At 33.8% G+C, this 16,960-nt stretch carries 15 protein-coding genes; 7 read left to right on the top strand and 8 right to left on the bottom strand.

Annotated elements, in window-relative coordinates; all coding sequences use genetic code 11:
- Window positions 1–127 precede the first annotated feature (127 nt).
- Complete coding sequence (fumC, locus tag OO775_RS08275) at window positions 128–1,525, top strand: class II fumarate hydratase (RefSeq protein WP_264846612.1); 1,398 nt, start codon at window positions 128–130, stop codon at window positions 1,523–1,525.
- Between the two features lie 326 nt (window positions 1,526–1,851).
- On the opposite strand, the gene OO775_RS08270 is transcribed toward fumC, so the two are convergent.
- Window positions 1,852–2,475 carry an L-threonylcarbamoyladenylate synthase gene (locus OO775_RS08270; protein ID WP_264846611.1) on the bottom strand — a complete coding sequence of 208 codons (624 nt, stop codon included), beginning with the start codon at window positions 2,473–2,475 and terminating at the stop codon, window positions 1,852–1,854.
- A gap of 110 nt (window positions 2,476–2,585) precedes the next feature.
- On the opposite strand from OO775_RS08270, the gene bshC reads away from it, so the two are divergent.
- The 5 genes from bshC to metE all read left to right on the top strand — a co-directional run bounded on the left by bshC (window position 2,586) and on the right by metE (window position 9,516).
- Window positions 2,586–4,190: a bacillithiol biosynthesis cysteine-adding enzyme BshC gene (gene bshC, locus OO775_RS08265; RefSeq protein WP_264846610.1), complete on the top strand. Its 1,605-nt coding sequence runs from the start codon at window positions 2,586–2,588 to the stop codon at window positions 4,188–4,190.
- Between the two features lie 17 nt (window positions 4,191–4,207).
- Window positions 4,208–4,873, top strand: coding sequence for a uracil-DNA glycosylase (gene ung / locus OO775_RS08260; RefSeq protein WP_264846609.1), 666 nt, complete (start codon window positions 4,208–4,210; stop codon window positions 4,871–4,873).
- 38 nt (window positions 4,874–4,911) lie between these two features.
- Window positions 4,912–5,943: a ferredoxin--NADP reductase gene (locus OO775_RS08255; protein ID WP_264846608.1), complete on the top strand. Its 1,032-nt coding sequence runs from the start codon at window positions 4,912–4,914 to the stop codon at window positions 5,941–5,943.
- 227 nt (window positions 5,944–6,170) lie between these two features.
- Window positions 6,171–7,127: a methylenetetrahydrofolate reductase [NAD(P)H] gene (gene metF, locus OO775_RS08250; RefSeq protein ID WP_264846607.1), complete on the top strand. Its 957-nt coding sequence runs from the start codon at window positions 6,171–6,173 to the stop codon at window positions 7,125–7,127.
- Between the two features lie 85 nt (window positions 7,128–7,212).
- Window positions 7,213–9,516 carry a 5-methyltetrahydropteroyltriglutamate--homocysteine S-methyltransferase gene (gene metE, locus OO775_RS08245; RefSeq protein ID WP_264846606.1) on the top strand — a complete coding sequence of 768 codons (2,304 nt, stop codon included), beginning with the start codon at window positions 7,213–7,215 and terminating at the stop codon, window positions 9,514–9,516.
- A gap of 103 nt (window positions 9,517–9,619) precedes the next feature.
- Here metE and OO775_RS08240 read toward each other — a convergent pair whose 3' ends face one another.
- From OO775_RS08240 to OO775_RS08220, 5 genes are all read right to left on the bottom strand, one after another.
- Complete coding sequence (locus OO775_RS08240) at window positions 9,620–10,795, bottom strand: class I SAM-dependent methyltransferase (RefSeq protein WP_264846605.1); 1,176 nt, start codon at window positions 10,793–10,795, stop codon at window positions 9,620–9,622.
- A gap of 23 nt (window positions 10,796–10,818) precedes the next feature.
- Complete coding sequence (locus OO775_RS08235; protein ID WP_264846604.1) at window positions 10,819–11,895, bottom strand: AI-2E family transporter; 1,077 nt, start codon at window positions 11,893–11,895, stop codon at window positions 10,819–10,821.
- Window positions 11,896–11,962: 67 nt separating this feature from the next.
- Window positions 11,963–13,282: a tRNA (N(6)-L-threonylcarbamoyladenosine(37)-C(2))-methylthiotransferase MtaB gene (gene mtaB / locus OO775_RS08230; RefSeq protein ID WP_264846603.1), complete on the bottom strand. Its 1,320-nt coding sequence runs from the start codon at window positions 13,280–13,282 to the stop codon at window positions 11,963–11,965.
- 447 nt (window positions 13,283–13,729) lie between these two features.
- On the bottom strand, window positions 13,730–14,230 hold the full coding sequence (locus tag OO775_RS08225) for a porin family protein (protein WP_264846627.1): 501 nt from the start codon (window positions 14,228–14,230) through the stop codon (window positions 13,730–13,732).
- 3 nt (window positions 14,231–14,233) lie between these two features.
- Window positions 14,234–14,365: a hypothetical protein gene (locus tag OO775_RS08220; protein ID WP_264846602.1), complete on the bottom strand. Its 132-nt coding sequence runs from the start codon at window positions 14,363–14,365 to the stop codon at window positions 14,234–14,236.
- A gap of 119 nt (window positions 14,366–14,484) precedes the next feature.
- On the opposite strand from OO775_RS08220, the gene OO775_RS08215 reads away from it, so the two are divergent.
- Window positions 14,485–14,826, top strand: coding sequence for a hypothetical protein (locus OO775_RS08215; RefSeq protein ID WP_264846601.1), 342 nt, complete (start codon window positions 14,485–14,487; stop codon window positions 14,824–14,826).
- Window positions 14,827–14,848: 22 nt separating this feature from the next.
- On the opposite strand, the gene OO775_RS08210 is transcribed toward OO775_RS08215, so the two are convergent.
- Both OO775_RS08210 and OO775_RS08205 read right to left on the bottom strand, forming a co-directional pair.
- Window positions 14,849–15,346 carry a hypothetical protein gene (locus OO775_RS08210; protein ID WP_264846600.1) on the bottom strand — a complete coding sequence of 166 codons (498 nt, stop codon included), beginning with the start codon at window positions 15,344–15,346 and terminating at the stop codon, window positions 14,849–14,851.
- 27 nt (window positions 15,347–15,373) lie between these two features.
- A complete protein-coding gene (locus OO775_RS08205) occupies window positions 15,374–16,954 on the bottom strand; it encodes a M14 family metallopeptidase (RefSeq protein WP_264846599.1) in 1,581 nt (526 codons plus the stop codon).
- Window positions 16,955–16,960 lie beyond the last annotated feature (6 nt).

The raw sequence follows: 16,960 nt of genomic DNA, 5'->3' as shown, positions 1-16,960 counted from the left end.
TCATAAAATATCATCTGGATTAAAACACCTATTTTGAGAAAAAAAATAACAATTTAAATTTTAATTTTACTTTTTTTTGTAACTTTGTTTGCTGAAAATTAAATTAAAGAATAAATACATAAAATATATGAGTTACAGAATTGAAAAAGACACAATGGGCGAGGTAAAAGTACCAGCCGACAAACTTTGGGGAGCTCAAACAGAACGCTCTCGCAACAATTTCAAAATTGGGCCAGAGGCATCAATGCCTAAAGAGGTCATCTACGGATTTGCTTATTTGAAAAAAGCAGCAGCTTACGCAAATTGCGAATTGGGAGTACTTTCTACTGAAAAAAGAGATTTGATAGCCAAAGTTTGTGATGAAATTTTGGAGGGAAAACTCGATGATCAATTTCCATTGGTTATTTGGCAGACAGGGTCTGGTACCCAATCCAATATGAATGTAAATGAAGTTATTGCCAATCGAGCTCACCAGTTGGCAGGTAAAAAAATTGGTGAAGGCGATAAAACCTTACAACCCAATGATGATGTTAATAAATCACAATCATCAAACGATACATATCCAACTGGTATGCATATTGCTGCTTACAAAATGGTTGTTGAAACAACAATCCCTGGTGTGGAAAAACTTCGTGATACACTCAAAAAGAAATCAGAAGCATTCAAAAATGTAGTCAAAATTGGGCGAACACACCTAATGGACGCTACACCGCTTACTTTGGGGCAAGAATTTTCAGGATATGTTTCACAACTTGACCATGGATTAAAAGCACTCAAAAATACACTATCGCATCTTAGTGAATTGGCATTGGGTGGTACTGCCGTAGGAACAGGGATAAATACTCCCAAAGGGTATGATGTACTGGTTGCTAAGTATATAGCACAATTCACAGGACTTCCCTTTGTTACTGCTGAAAACAAATTTGAAGCACTTGCTGCACACGATGCAATGGTTGAAACCCATGGAGCATTGAAACAATTAGCCGTTTCATTGAACAAAATAGCTAATGATATTCGTATGATGGCATCAGGACCTCGAAGTGGAATAGGAGAAATTCTAATTCCTGAAAATGAACCTGGAAGTTCTATCATGCCAGGTAAAGTAAATCCTACTCAGTGTGAGGCAGTTACGATGGTTGCCGCCCAAGTAATGGGGAACGATGTGGCTATTTCGGTAGGTGCTACACAGGGACATTATGAACTCAATGTATTTAAACCTGTTATTTGTGCTAATTTCTTGCAATCAGCTCGACTTATTGGTGATGCTTGTGTAAGTTTTGAAGAGCATTGTGCCGTAGGCATTGAACCTAATTATACACGTATCAAAGAGTTAGTTAATGGAAGTCTGATGCTTGTCACCGCTCTTAATACCAAAATAGGATATTACAAAGCTGCCGAAATAGCAAATACAGCTCACCGAAACGGAACAACACTTCGTGAAGAAGCTATCAACTTAGGATATGTAACTCCTGAAGAGTTTGATGCTTGGGTATGCCCCGAAGATATGGTTGGAAGTTTAAAATAATTCTTTATTTAAAATAAAAATTTATATTCCCAAAAACTCGCTATGTATTGTACATAACGAGTTTTTACTATTATAAAGCTTGTGTATTATGAAATCGAAATAGACAATATTTTTATCTATTCAATTGATTTGGACAACAATTATAAATAAACTATTGAGAGCAAAGATGTAAAAAAAATTTATATAATATTTCAAAATTTACTAAAAATCAAACCTTTATACTTTATAAAACTTAGAATTTATTCAATTTTTCAGTTCAGACTTATTTCAACAAATAGGTGAAAAATTTCAAAAATATATTGACAAAAAATTCCTTTTTGAATGTTTTACAATATTTCTTCAAATGAACCTTTACCTTGCCGAACAAGTACAGGAAAACCTTGCGAGATATCTATCACTGTCGAAGCGACATTATCTCCATAACCTCCATCTATGATAACCTCTACTCTGTTTTGCCATTTTTCAAAAATAAGTTCTGGATCGGTGGTATATTCAATAAGTTCGTCTTCATCATAAATAGATGTTGAGACTATCGGATTTCCAAGTCGTTCGGCTAACATACGAGCAATATTATTAGCAGGAATACGTATTCCTACGGTTTTCTTCTTTTTAAACATTTTAGGTAAATTGGTACTTCCTGGTAGGATAAAAGTATAAGGGCCAGGTAGGGCTTTTTTAAGTATCTTAAAAACTGATGTGTCTATCTGTTTTACATAATCGGACAAATTGCTCAAATCGGCACAAACAAATGAAAAATTAGCCTTTTCAAGTTTTACTCCCTTTATTTGGGCAATGCGTTCAAGAGCCTTCACATTGGTAATATCGCATCCTAACCCATACACCGTATCAGTAGGATAAATAACCAATCCACCATTTTTAAGAATTTCTACAACTTTTTGTATTTCTTTCTTATTGGGGTTTTCTTCGTAAATTTTAATAAATACTGCCACTTTTTATTTAATTTATTGTACAAAGATACAAATTTTTACTAATAAAATTTCTTTTTATACCAATATTTTTAAAAGAAAATCGTATTTTTGCCTATAAATTTTATATTGCTATGACTACTGAATTTATTCCTTTTGAAAAAACAGGCTATTTTTCTAAATTCATTTGTGATTATATCAATGAAAATCAATTACTTAAATCATTGTATAACCATTTCCCAAGTATTGAGAATTTCAAAAAACAAATTCAAGAAAAACAAGAAAATTATAACTTTGCTCATCGTGATATTTTAGTAAAAAGCCTTGAAAATCAGTATAAAAACACGATTATTTCTGAGCAAACACAGCAGAATATTCAAGCGCTACGTAATAAAAACAGCTTTACCATTACCACAGGACATCAGTTAAGTCTCTTCACTGGTCCTTTATATTTTATTTACAAAATCATCTCTACCATTAAGGCGTGTCGTATTTTGAATCAAAAACATACTGATTATCAGTTTGTTCCTGTATATTGGATGGCTACCGAAGACCACGATTTTGAAGAAATAAATCATTTTTATTTATATCAGAAAAAAATAGTGTGGAATAGTGAACAAACAGGTATGGTCGGCAATTTTTCTACACAAACTCTTGAACCTATTGCCAAAATGTTAAAAACGGAGTTAGGTGCAGGCATACAATCAAAAGAATTATTTCAATTATTTGAAAATAGTTATCTGAAAAACAATGATTTAGCTTCTGCTACACGATATTTGGTTAATACTCTTTTTAAAGAATACGGACTTGTAATTATTGATGGGAATGATACTGAATTAAAACAGCTTTTTATTCCATATTTTGAAAAAGACCTTTTTGAACATTTGGCTGAAAAACAGGTAAATAAAACAATTACTGAAATAAAAAACATAGACAAAAACTATCCTACACAAGTAACTCCTCGACAGATAAATATTTTTTATTTACAACCTAATATTCGAGAACGTATTATAAAAACCTCGACAGGCTTTGTTGTGAATAAAACAAATATTATTTTTTCTGATAGTGAAATTCGAGCCGAATTACAACAATTTCCAGAACGTTTTTCACCCAATGTTTTGCTTCGCCCAATGTATCAAGAGGTTATTTTGCCCAATTTATGTTATATTGGTGGTGGTGGCGAAATTGCATATTGGTTAGAACTTAAAGCCTTTTTTGAACAATCAAACGTTACTTTTCCAATGCTTTTACTACGAAACTCTGTCCTTTTAATTTCTGAAAAACAATATAAAAAAATTGAAAAATTACAACTTTCTCTTTCCGATATTTTTCTGGAAAACAGACTTTTAGAAAATAAATTAACTCAAAATGTAACAGATATTCCACTTAATTTTATTCCTTTGAAAAAACAACTGCAAGACCAATTTGCATCATTATATCAAGTAGCTCAAAAAACAGACGTTACCTTTTTAAATATGGTTAAAGCACAAGAAATCAATCAATTAAAAGGATTAAATGCTTTAGAAAAACGACTCTTGAAAGCTCAAAAACGGAAATATAAAGACCTGATAGAAAGAGCAACTTATATCAAAGCAAATCTGTTCCCCAACCGAACATTGCAAGAGCGAACTAATAATTTCAGTGAGTTTATGATAGCTACGCAAAGTAGTCTTATTGAACAACTTATGGAACATTTAAACCCTTTTGACCTACGTTTTATACTATTAAAATACAATTAAATTTAATCTTTTTACCAATGAATGTACAAATTAACTCTACATGGAAAACTTATTTACAAGACGAATTTGAAAAGCCGTATTTTCATAATTTAGTACAATTCGTAAAAGAAGAATACAGCACGCATGCGTGTTACCCAAAAGGAAGGCGAATATTCGCTGCTTTTGACCATTGTACCTTTGACAATATTAAAGTAGTTATCATAGGGCAAGACCCGTATCACGGTGTAAATCAGGCAAATGGGCTTTGTTTTTCAGTTTATGACACCATACCACACCCACCTTCATTGGTTAATATTTTCCGCGAAATTGAGCAAGATTTAGGAATTCCTTATCCGCAGAGTGGCAATTTGGAACGCTGGGCTGACCAAGGTGTCTTGCTACTCAATGCTACTTTAACCGTACGTGCTGGTGAGGCGGGAAGTCATCAAAACAAAGGATGGGAAACTTTTACTGATGCTGTAATAAAATCTGTTTCTCAACATTGCGAAAAAGTTGTTTTTTTGCTTTGGGGTGGGTATGCGAAAAAAAAATCAATTTTAATTGATAGTAACAAACATTGTATTCTTACAGCAGGGCATCCTTCTCCGCTAAGTGCCAATAGAGGTTTTTGGTTTGGAAATAAACATTTTAGTAAAACAAATGATTACCTACTTTCTGTAGGGAAAAAACCAATTCAATGGTAATATACTTAACTGAAATTCAATTATTTACCTAAAAAATTATGACTCCTTTCTCATTACTTATTTCTGATATTGAAAAAATCACTTCCGATTCTGTTAAAATTTCATTTAATATCCCTGATAATCAAAAAATTACATTCGATTTTTTTGCAGGACAATACATTACCTTAGAATCTACTATTGAAGGAGAGATCGTGCGGCGAGCTTATTCTATTTGTTCTGAACCTAATAATGAACCACTTAGCATTGCTATCAAACAAATTCCTAATGGGAAATTTTCGACTTTTGCAAATACAGAATTACGTAAAGGACAAACTATTTTTGTATATCCTCCTGAAGGAAAATTTGCATACATACACGAAATTTATACTGAAAACTTAGCTTTATTTGCCGCAGGAAGCGGAATAACTCCTTTGCTTAGTATCATAAAAGTTGCCCTGCACAAAACTTCGCAGAAAATAGTACTTTTGTATGGAAATAAAACCAAAGAGAGTACTATGTTTCTATCTGAAATAGAAACACTTAAAGAAAAATTCCCTGACCGATTTTTTGTGCATTATATTTTCAGTCAATCCCATGAAAAAAATGAATTTTTCGGAAGAATAGACGAAACCATCATAAATCATTTGCTCAAAAACAAATACAAAGACATTGATTTTCAACGATTTTATATCTGCGGACCTCAGGCGATGGTGCAAATGATAAAAACAATGCTTACACAAAGTTATAATCCGAAAAACATTCATACAGAATTATTTGTCATTCAAGAAGTTAACCATAAAAAATATGAGGGTACTACTCGCCTTAGCGTACAATTTCACAGTAGCGTTAAAACTTTTGAAATAGCACGCGAAAAATCCATTTTAGAATCTCTTTTGCAGCACGGATTAGATGTGTCTTACTCATGTAAAGGAGGCGCTTGTAGTAGCTGTATTTCTAAAGTAACCGAAGGAAAAGCCGAAATGGAAAAGAATCAGGTTTTGTCTGACACCGAAATAGAAAACGGACTAATTCTTACCTGCCAAGCGCACCCAATTACTGATATTTTGACACTAAATTATGATGAAGTGTAAAAAAGTTTTTTTTCTATAATAAAATCTTTTACAAAAAATAAAACTAAAAAGACTTTATTAAAATAATCCACTTAGAAAAAATTTCTGAAAAATACATTCAATACATATTGTCATATCCATAAAAAATCGATTATAATTACATTTTTTCTTATAAAATTTGGAATAACAAAAAAAATATCATATTTTTGTACCCTTTTAAAAAGAAAATTTGCTAAAACATCGTACGAATGAAAGTAACCGAACATATCGCCAAAGCCAAAGGGAAAACATTATGTTCTTTCGAAATTATTCCGCCTAAAAAAGGGAATAATATTGAAGAGCTTTACCAGAATATTGAACCACTTATTGAGTTCAAACCTCCTTTTATTGACGTAACAACCTCTCGTGAGGAATATTTTTACAAAAAACACGCAAACGGTCTGTTGGAGAAGAAAATTACGCGTATGCGCCCTGGAACTGTTGGAATTTGTTCAGCTATTCAATATAAATATGGTATAGATACTGTGCCTCACGTGCTTTGTGGCGGATTTACCAAAGAAGAAACAGAACACCTGTTGATTGATTGCTTTTATTTAGGTATTAACAACGTAATGGCACTTCGGGGTGATGCTCGAAAAGAAGAACGTTACTTTCAACCAACCAAAGATGGGCATCGTTATGCGGTAGATTTAGTCAAGCAAATCAAGGATTTAGGTCGAGGAAAGTTTCTACACGATATAATTGAAACCGACTATGGCACGAATTTTTGCGTGGGTGTAGCAGGCTATCCTGAAAAGCACTTGGAATCGCCTTCAATGGCTTTCGATTTGGCTCGATTGAAAGAAAAAGTAGATGCAGGTGCTGATTATATTGTTACACAGATGTTTTTTGATAATCAAAAATATTTTGAATTTGTTGAAAAAGTCCGACTTACAGGAATTAACATACCTATCATACCTGGTATCAAACCCATAACAACCAAACGACACTTATCGTTGCTTCCGCAAGTGTTCAAAATTGACCTTCCTGAAATATTAGTAAGTGAGCTTGAAAAATGCCAAACAAACAATGATATTCGACAAGTGGGTGTCGAATGGGCTATCGAACAAAGTAGAGAACTAAAACGCTGGGGGGTGCCAACATTGCACTATTACTCTATGGGAAAATCGGATAATATTGTAGATATTGTTTCAAAGGTATTTTAGGGTTAGCAGTACTGACAGACAATTTTTTATACAATAAATAATAAACTCCTCTCCTTCGAAAAGAAATAAAATAAGATACAAACATATGAAAACCAATCTATTAGGCTATCCTCGCATTGGGGAAAAACGTGAATTAAAGAAAGCTTCTGAGGCTTTTTGGGCAGGAAAAATATCTGAAAAAGAGCTATTTGATATGGCTAATACTATCAGAATTCATAATTGGAATTTACAAAAAGAAGCGGGTATCGATTTGTTGCCTTCAAACGATTTTTCGTTCTATGACCAAGTGTTAGATTTTTCATTTTCAGTTGATGCAATTCCAAGCAGATTTACTCCTATCAATCAACTTTCAGATATGGAGCTTTACTTTACATTGGCTCGTGGATACCAAAAAAATGACATTGATATCACAGCAGTTGAAATGACCAAATGGTTTGATACGAATTATCACTATTTAGTTCCTGAATTTACTAAAAATCAATCGTTTAGCTTGCGATATAACAAAGCTCTTGCCGAATACAAATTTGCAAAAGCCAATGGTTTTGAAACCAAACCTGTACTTTTAGGATTAGTAACCTATCTTCTCCTTGGAAAAGAAAAAGAGGAAGGTTTCCACAGAATTGAATTGGTTGAAAATTTATTACCTGTTTATAAACAAATCGTACAAAGTTTGGTAGATGCTGGGGCAAAAACTATTCAAATTGACGAACCATACTTGGTGCTTGACCTTTCTGACAAAGAAAAAGAGGCTTACAACCAAGTGTATAGCTCGCTAAAACAAGCATTTCCAATCACGGAATTTATTTTAACAACTTATTTCGGAGCATTGGAAAACAACATTGATTTAGCGTTGAACCTTCCGTTAGATATATTACACATCGACTTGGTTCGTGCTGAAAATCAATTAGATGAAGTACTTACAAAACTTCCAAAAGGTAAAAAATTGTCGCTTGGTATTGTAGATGGACGTAATGTTTGGATTAACGATTTCGAAAAATCAGTTGCTTTGATTAAAAAAGCTCAAAAAGTTTTGGGTAATGACCAAGTGTTAATCGCTTCATCTTGCTCTCTATTACACTCTCCTTGTAATTTAGAACGTGAAAATAACGAAAAAGTACTTACGCCTGAAATCAAACAATGGTTAGCTTTTGCAAAACAAAAATTATCTGAAATAACAACGCTTAAAGCCTTAGCTTCTAATTCATTGACCGATGCTGGACGTCAAGCTGTGATTCAAAATAAAATAGCTAATGACAATCGAAAAACATCTAAACTGATTCACGATGAAGTAGTAAAAGCGCGTGTGAATGCCATTACTGAAAAAGATGCACACCGCAAGAGCAAATTCGCTGAGCGTCAAACTATTCAACAAAATGTATTGAAATTACCTTTGTTTCCAACAACAACCATCGGTTCATTCCCTCAAACTCAGGAAGTTAGAGGTTGGAGAGCGAATTTCAACAAAGGTATACTTCCGCTAGAAGAATATGAAACTTTATTGAAAAAAGAAATCGAAGAGTCTATCCGTTTCCAAGAAGATGCAGGAATTGACGTATTGGTTCACGGAGAATTCGAACGCAACGATATGGTGGAATATTTCGGAGAGCAACTCAAAGGATATACTTTCACCAAATTCGGTTGGGTGCAAAGTTACGGTTCGCGTTGCGTAAAACCACCGATTATTTACGGAGATGTTTCTCGTCCGAATGCAATGACAGTTCGTTGGTCAAAGTTCGCTCAATCATTGACTTCATTGCCTGTAAAAGGAATGCTTACAGGACCTGTAACCATTTTGCAATGGTCATTCGTTCGTGATGACCAACCTCGTTCAGTAACGTGTATGCAAATTGCATTGGCTATTCGTGATGAGGTGGTAGATTTGGAAAAAGCAGATATCAAAATAATCCAAATTGACGAGCCAGCAGTTCGCGAAGGATTGCCTTTACGCCGTAAAGATTGGCAAGCATATTATTACTGGGCTATTCGTGCGTTCCGAATTTCAGCATCAGGGGTGGAAAATAGCACTCAAATTCATACGCATATGTGTTACTCTGAGTTCAATGATATGATTGAAGCTATCGCTGATATGGATGCTGACGTAATCACTATCGAGTGCTCTCGTTCACAAATGGAATTGTTAGATGTGTTTGCTAATTTCAAATATCCAAATGAAATTGGACCTGGTGTGTATGACATTCACTCACCTCGTGTACCATCGGTTGAGGAAATGAGTTTCTTGATGGAAAAAGCTATCAACGTAATCCCAAAACGCAACTTATGGATAAACCCAGACTGCGGACTTAAAACCCGCCACTGGAAAGAAACCAAAAAAGCACTCGTCGCAATGGTAAAAACAGCCAAAGATTTGCGTAAAAAATATAATGCTTAATTTTCGAATACTTTATAATGCTATAAAATTACATTAAAATATAATTTTAAAACCTGTGGTAATTTGAAGCAAAATCTTTAAATCACCGCAGTTTTTTATAAAATCATCGGTTTTTTTCGCAGAAAATAATTATTTTTTGTCCCAAAGCATCGGTAGTGAAAAATAAATACAGCTCCCCTCCTTCTTTTATTTTGAATTGTTTACGTATTTGCGATACGGACAAAGGAAAATTACGTGTTGTTATATTGGCTTGCGATACAAGTTTTCTAAGTGATTTATTAAAAGGTACAACCTTTTCTATACGGAAAATTCGCCCTTGAAAATCATCTACCAAGTCTTCACTTGTATATAAATGTGTGTGTTGTGCTAATTTTTTCACAGGAAATTGTTGAGGAATTACTCCAAACCCTCCTGATTTTAGTATTGCCGCATTAGGCTCGTACAAAAAATGTTCAGGGGAAGCATATTCCGTATCCTCCATATTTTTTTGATTGAGGTCAAAGTGAAACGAATCTGTAGAATGAGCGTGGATATGAACTGCATGGATATGTATATCGGCAGTATAGTCTTTTTTCAACAAAAAAAGCAATTCTTTTACTTCATTATTTAGTGCAACTATATGAATATCAGTCACGTTAGAAAGTTCTCTTATTCCTTGCTGAATATCGAGCATCGGAGAAGTTTTCAGTAAAATAGTATCGGTAAATTGCCAAAGAAAATCCAAATTATCGGGTACATTAGGGATACAATCTTTTAAGAAGAAAACTTTGTTTTTGTCAAGGTCTCTACGTGCTGGATCAAGATAAATTATATCAAATTTTAATTTATTATTAGCTAAAAAAACAAATGCATCTTGCGCTATACACTGAATGTTTTTCTGTTTGAATACACCAAAATTATGAGCTGCTATTTGAGATAAATCTTGCTGTAACTCGCAGTGAATAACACTATTACATTGCTTGGCAAAATAATACGTATCAACTCCGAAGCCTCCGGTCATATCAAGTACATTGCCTTGTACTAAAGTCGATTTGTAACGAGCTACTTGCTGCGAAGAAGATTGTTCTATTGCTAGCTTATCTGGAAAATATATTCCTTTGGTAGAGAACCACTTAGGGAGCTTATTTTTGCATTTATTTTTTCCAATTATTTGAGTAGCTAATTCCGAAAGAGATACTCCTTCAAAAAGTGATTTCCCCAGCAATAGCTTTGTTATATCTTTTGCCAAATGTTCTTCAATGAAGGCTTGAACTTCAAGTTGTAATAGAAGCGTGTTCAAAATAAATGCTTTGTAATGATATTTTATATATTTTTGGTCAAAAGTTTTACAAATTTGTTATCTGCGAAAATAGCTTTGAGAATTACCTTGATAACTGTATAAGCAGGTACGGCAACAACCATTCCTACTACACCAAAAAGCGTTCCACTAATTAAAATAATCAAAAAAACTTCTAACGGATGAGACTTAACCGAATTAGAAAAAATAATCGGCTGACTGAAAAAATTATCAACCAATTGCGCTATCAAAAAGCCAATAAGTACATAAATCATTTTGGGCAATACCACCGAGGCAAAATCTTCTTCGATAAAGCTTGACATAGTAAGTACGCTAATAAGTACCCCTCCAATAAGCGGTCCCAAATAGGGAATTAAGTTCAGAAGTGCACACAAAAAGGCTATCATCACCGCATCTTGTACGCCCAGAATAAGTAGTACGATGGTAAGAATAACAAAAACAACTGTGATTTGTAATAGCAATCCTACAAAATAACGAGAAAGCAAATTCTTAATTGCTTCTATGGATTGTCGCGTTTTTCCTATATATTTTCTATTTATTAAACCAATAAACGCATTGCTTATTGCTGTTCCGTCTTTCAAAAAGAAAAAAACAATAAATACTACCGAGAAAAACCCAATACCAATATCGCTTAGCAACGTCATAAGTCCATTGACAATACTAGAAATGTCATTCACATCAAATAATTGTGAAAACATAGTTATATCAACCGAGAAATTTTTTATCCCAATAAGTCGTACACCTTGGTTAATATTTTTGACAATACCACTGGTAAGTGTTTCAAAATTGATAGAGGACAAATTGCGCCCCTGTGAGAGCAAAAGCGGGATAAACATACTGATAATACCTCCTAAAAGCAGTAATATTAGTCCCATAACAGACAAAACTGCTATGGTATTAGAGAAACGTAAGCGTTGTTTTAACAAACGTACTAAAGGACGCCCCATAAGAGAGATAACCATTGCTATGACTACATAAACAAGGATTGTTTTGAGTTCATAAATCGCATATGCTACCAGTACAATGACAAATAAAATACCCACTGCGCGAAGTATTCCGTTTGATATTATTTTTGCATTCATATTTTTTTATTTTATTAGAAAGACAAAGTTACATAAAATATGTAATTTAATAGAATGACAATTCATTTTATTCTAAAAATTCGATTCGAAGTATTCCATCATTGTCAATTCGGGTGAGTTTTACTCGGTGCAATGTATTGACTAATTCGGGATTCCAAGTAGCTTTCACCTTTACATAATTTTCTGTAAATCCGTGAATGTATCCCTTTTTGTTTTCACCTTCAAAAAGTGCTATATGCTCAGTTGCTAACTGACTTTGATAGAATGCATTTCTTTTTTTTGCAGAAAGACCTCGTAACATTCGACTTCGTTTGGCTCTTACGGAGTGTGGCACAATTCCTTCCATTTGAATAGCTTCCGTATTATCACGTTCTGAATATGTAAATACATGCAGATACGAAATATCTAATTCATTCAAAAAATGATACGTCTCTAAGAACAATTCGTCTGTTTCACCAGGAAAACCAACAATAACATCTACCCCAATACAAGCATCGGGCATCAACTGACGAATTTTCGCCACTCTATCTACATATAATTCACGCATATATCGGCGTTTCATCTTACGAAGAATGGTATTGCTTCCGCTTTGCAAAGGAATATGAAAGTGCGGAACGAACGTTTTACTCTGTGAGACAAATTCGATAATTTCGTCTTTGAGCAAATTAGGTTCAATTGACGAAATACGCAAGCGCTCAATTCCTTGTACTTTGTCCAATTCTTTTATCAGTTCCAAGAACGTATGTTCGTGCTTTTTATTACCCAATTCGCCTTTGCCATAATCGCCAATATTCACACCTGTAAGAACAATTTCTTTAATTCCTTTCTTGGAAATTTCATACGCATTGTTCAACACATTTTCGAGTGTATCACTACGTGAAATACCACGAGCCATCGGAATGGTACAATACGTACACTTATAATCGCACCCATCTTGTACCTTCAAGAAAGCGCGTGTTCTATCACCAAACGAATAACTTCCTACGTAGAAATCAGCTTCGTTAATATCGCACGAATGTACTTGACCTTGATTAAGCTTGGTCAAATCATCAATATATTGGGTAATGTTGAATTTTTCTTTAGCTCCCAGCACCAAATCTACGCCATCAACTGCTATAAGCTCTTCGGGTTTAAGTTGAGCATAACAACCAATAGCTGCTATAAAAGCATTTTGATTGGTTTTAAGGGCTTTACGTACAATTTGTTTAAATTGCTTGTCGGCATTATCGGTTACCGAACACGTATTGATAACATATATATCGGCTACTTGGTCAAAGGCTACTTTATCAAAGCCTTCATTCTCAAAACTACGCGCTATGGTCGATGTTTCTGAAAAATTCAGCTTACAACCCAGTGTATAAAAAGCTACTTTTTTATTTTCTGACATTTGTTTATGAATAAAATATAAACTCTTACTTATGTGCGTGCAAAATTACAAATAAAGTTCAAAGAAACAACAAACAGGCATTGTGTTTTTCTTCGATTATAGTTTTCTTGTTGGCTTGGCAAAAGTAAGAATTCGTATAATATATTTCAGAGCTTGCCTCTACCCTTCTCTATCTGCATTTTCCTTATAAAAACAAGGATTTGCCACCTTATTTTACAAAAATTCCTCTCTGACTTCTGTAAAAAGAAATGAGAGAGGAACTAACCCCCAACTTTTGTTTTTCAAAACTTCATTGAGTATCATTTTTTCCAGTAACAATCCCTGTTTTTGCGTCAAAAAGTACGAATTTTATACGAATAATATCTCAACTAATGATATATAAACTACTTATTATAATTTATTGTAAGGTATCAAAATCAGTAAATAATAATAAGTGGATTCCATTCGTTAAAATTTATATCCGATACTAAGTTTAAAAGCATCTACATGTATCTGGTTATCTATATTAACATTGATAATTCCACCAGAAACTACGTTTGAATTTCCAAGATTGGAAAGCCCTAAGTCATACCCTGCACCTATTATAAATCGGTTAATCTCTATTCCTGCACCAAAATTTATTCCATAATTCACACGCTTCATTTGGCTTGGATTACTAGAACCAAATTCAACATCATAATCTACACCTTTCTTACGAGATTTACCACTTAATCCGATATTAGCATATGGACCAACACTTGCAAAAACAAGCAATTTATCACTTATAGCAAATTTCCCTTTAGCAAGTACTGGAATGGTAAGTCCTATTATATCTATCTTGCTATCTGCACCCTCTATTTTAAATCCTCGAGTATCTAATAAAATACCTGGCTCTATAGCAAAATATTTTAACATTCCTATTTCGTAAGCTACTCCTGCATGAAAACCTACAAGCCCCTCTGTCTTTATATCTTAACTCGAAACTAACATTGTTCCTTGATTTATATTTAATCCTGCTTTTAGAGAAAGTCCTAAACCTTCTTGTGCTTGCATTGTAAAAATAGTAACTGTTGTAACTACTAATGTTATAATAAACTTTTTCATCTTCTTATAATTTTATAGGTTATAAACTAATTTTAATAATATGATACCTTTATTTTTATTTTTTTAAAACAAATTATATTATTTTGCTTACTTTCTCAAAACTATTTTAATGTATTTTGGTGCTTTTTGCTTATCTAAATGAGCATTCTGCTTATTTTTTGGTGCTTTTTACTTATCCAGATGAGCATTCTGCTTATTTTTTGGTGCTTTTTACTTATCTAAATGAGCAGTTTGCTTGTTTTTTAGTGCTTTTTACTTATCCAGATAAGCATTCTGCTTATTTTTTAGTGCTTTTTACTTATCCAGATAAGCATTCTGCTTATTTTTTAGTGCTTTTTACTTGTCCAGATGAGCAGTTTGCTTGTTTTTTGGTGCTTTTTACTTATCTAAATGAGCAGTTTGCTTATTTTTTGGTGTTTTTTGCACATATAAATAAGGAATTTATCTATGTAGATAGATAAATTCCTTAGTAAAACTTACTTTTTATTCGTTGATAAGTTTATCGGTTGTATTTTTATCGACATTTTTACGAGTTTTTGCAAAAAATTGCTTCAATTCTTTGTATTTCTCTTCAAATCCGACTCCACGAGAGCCTGCCCGATACGAAGTATACGCATAATCTTCTAGTGCTTCTTGATAATTATCAAAATCATGCAAGATTTTAGAATTATTAGCACGAGTCGAAAGACTATTAAGCCTATTGATAAGCCCTTCTAAAAAGGTACGACTTTTGTAATCACGCGCAAACTCGTCCCAATCAACATCAGGTGATTTCAATTGCGGTTGCAAACTCGCAAAATCATTCACTCTGTTAATAAAAAGTTTGTTCTGTTCATTCACTCGCCCATACCGATGTCTCGCTTCGGGAGTAAGGTTAATCTGTAATGGCGCAAGCGCTTTTTCCAAAGCCTCCATAGCTTGGTTAATAGCTGTGATTTGCTCATCGGTCAAATGCACATTATTCAAATTAGATATACTCATAATTTATAATATTAAATTAACATTCTTTTATTTTTTCTCGACCCGATATATCGGGTACAAAGGTTGTTTGTTTATCGTATCTTGCTTGAAATAAGACCTGTAATCTTGCCTGTCTTCCGAGAGAATTTCGTCAAAGAAATTCCAACTGAAAAAAGAATCCGAAGCCTCTGGCTCCAAGGTTTCTAACAGATACGCAATTCCCAATTGGTCGGTAGAAACCCAATAATCACCCTTTTGAACCACAATCGAATCTTGTACAGACTTAATTTGTGTCTGTTTATGACGATAATGACCCGAGAAAGGCTTCAATAACGTTGTATTAGATGCTATCCAATACGAAGTTACCTTCATTATAGTGTCTTTTTCAAAAGTTTCAAGCTGTATTTTATTAGTTTCAAGCCGATGTACTACGTTGGTAAGCCACTTAGGAATAATATATCCTTGGGGAACCGACACACACACCGAAGCCTGATGACGCATCGGGTATTGAATAATTTTTTTCTGCAAATTCAATAACGCAAGACTATCTGATTGCATACTATCTTTTTCGTAATCTGTTATCAGAACTGCCTGCATCGATTTGGCATCAACCAAATACGAGAGTACATATTCAGATTCTTTTTGCAACGCTTCACTTTGCGACTTGCGTAAGCGCTTGATTGTTGCCACATCAGTATCGCACACCGAAATAATTGTTTTCAGTGCATTATACATACCTTCAACCCGCTCTTTATAAGGTTTTTCATACTGCGAAGCGATATTAAGCGAAAGTGTATTCCAAAGAGATGCATATCCAATAATAGAACTCGGGGTACGATACGGAAAAGCTGTATCTGGATAGGGTAAAAAGAGTTGGCTATATGTCGGTATCGAGTCGGCTTGTAGCTCTTTGGAATGAATAGAAAGCGAATCGGCAATACGAGGTACAAATACACTTTGCAAATATCCTTGTAAGTGCCCCATTTTCTCAGGAATAATCGTTTGATAAAAAATAGTATTTCTGTCATTGTGCTGAGGCACCGAGCGCGTATCTATGAAAATATCAGGCTGTACCAAATGAAATATTTCGCTGAAAACTTCTGTTGTTTTATATTCATTTTTTATAAAATCTGAATATAATAATTTGTTTTTTCCCTCATCGGTCGAGTATAATTGTAGCGTATCGAGTTCTTTTACCTGTTGAGGCATAAGGGTTGGTATGGCTACAATAACCAAGTTTTCGGGCAAACGTATTTGTTTCTGTGCCAGATTTCTCATAAGTAACATCGTAGCATCTATTCCTTCACTCTGACCTACCTGTAAGCCATTGGCTATCAAAAGAATGGCTTTTTCTTTACCTATACGATTGAAATCAAATCGCCCTTCCGGATTGAATATTACCAAATGTAACGGCTTACCCGTATCTGTTTCTCCCATAGTACGCAAAGATATACTTGTATATTCTGACGAAAGCTCTTTATAAAAAGACAACAAATCATCATACGAAGTACTTTCATTTCCGTTCGATTTTTCAAAATGAGTAACAAACCCTTCTTTTGACGAAAAAAACGGCGAGTCGCAACGTACAAAAAGAATACAAAATACTATGTACAATCCTACTTTTTTCATCTATTT

This window comes from Capnocytophaga catalasegens, from assembly GCF_026005215.1.
GTDB classification, from domain to species: Bacteria; Bacteroidota; Bacteroidia; order Flavobacteriales; family Flavobacteriaceae; genus Capnocytophaga; species Capnocytophaga catalasegens.
Note: the sequence above shows the minus strand (reverse complement) of the source record. Positions and strands in the feature narration are given on the sequence as shown.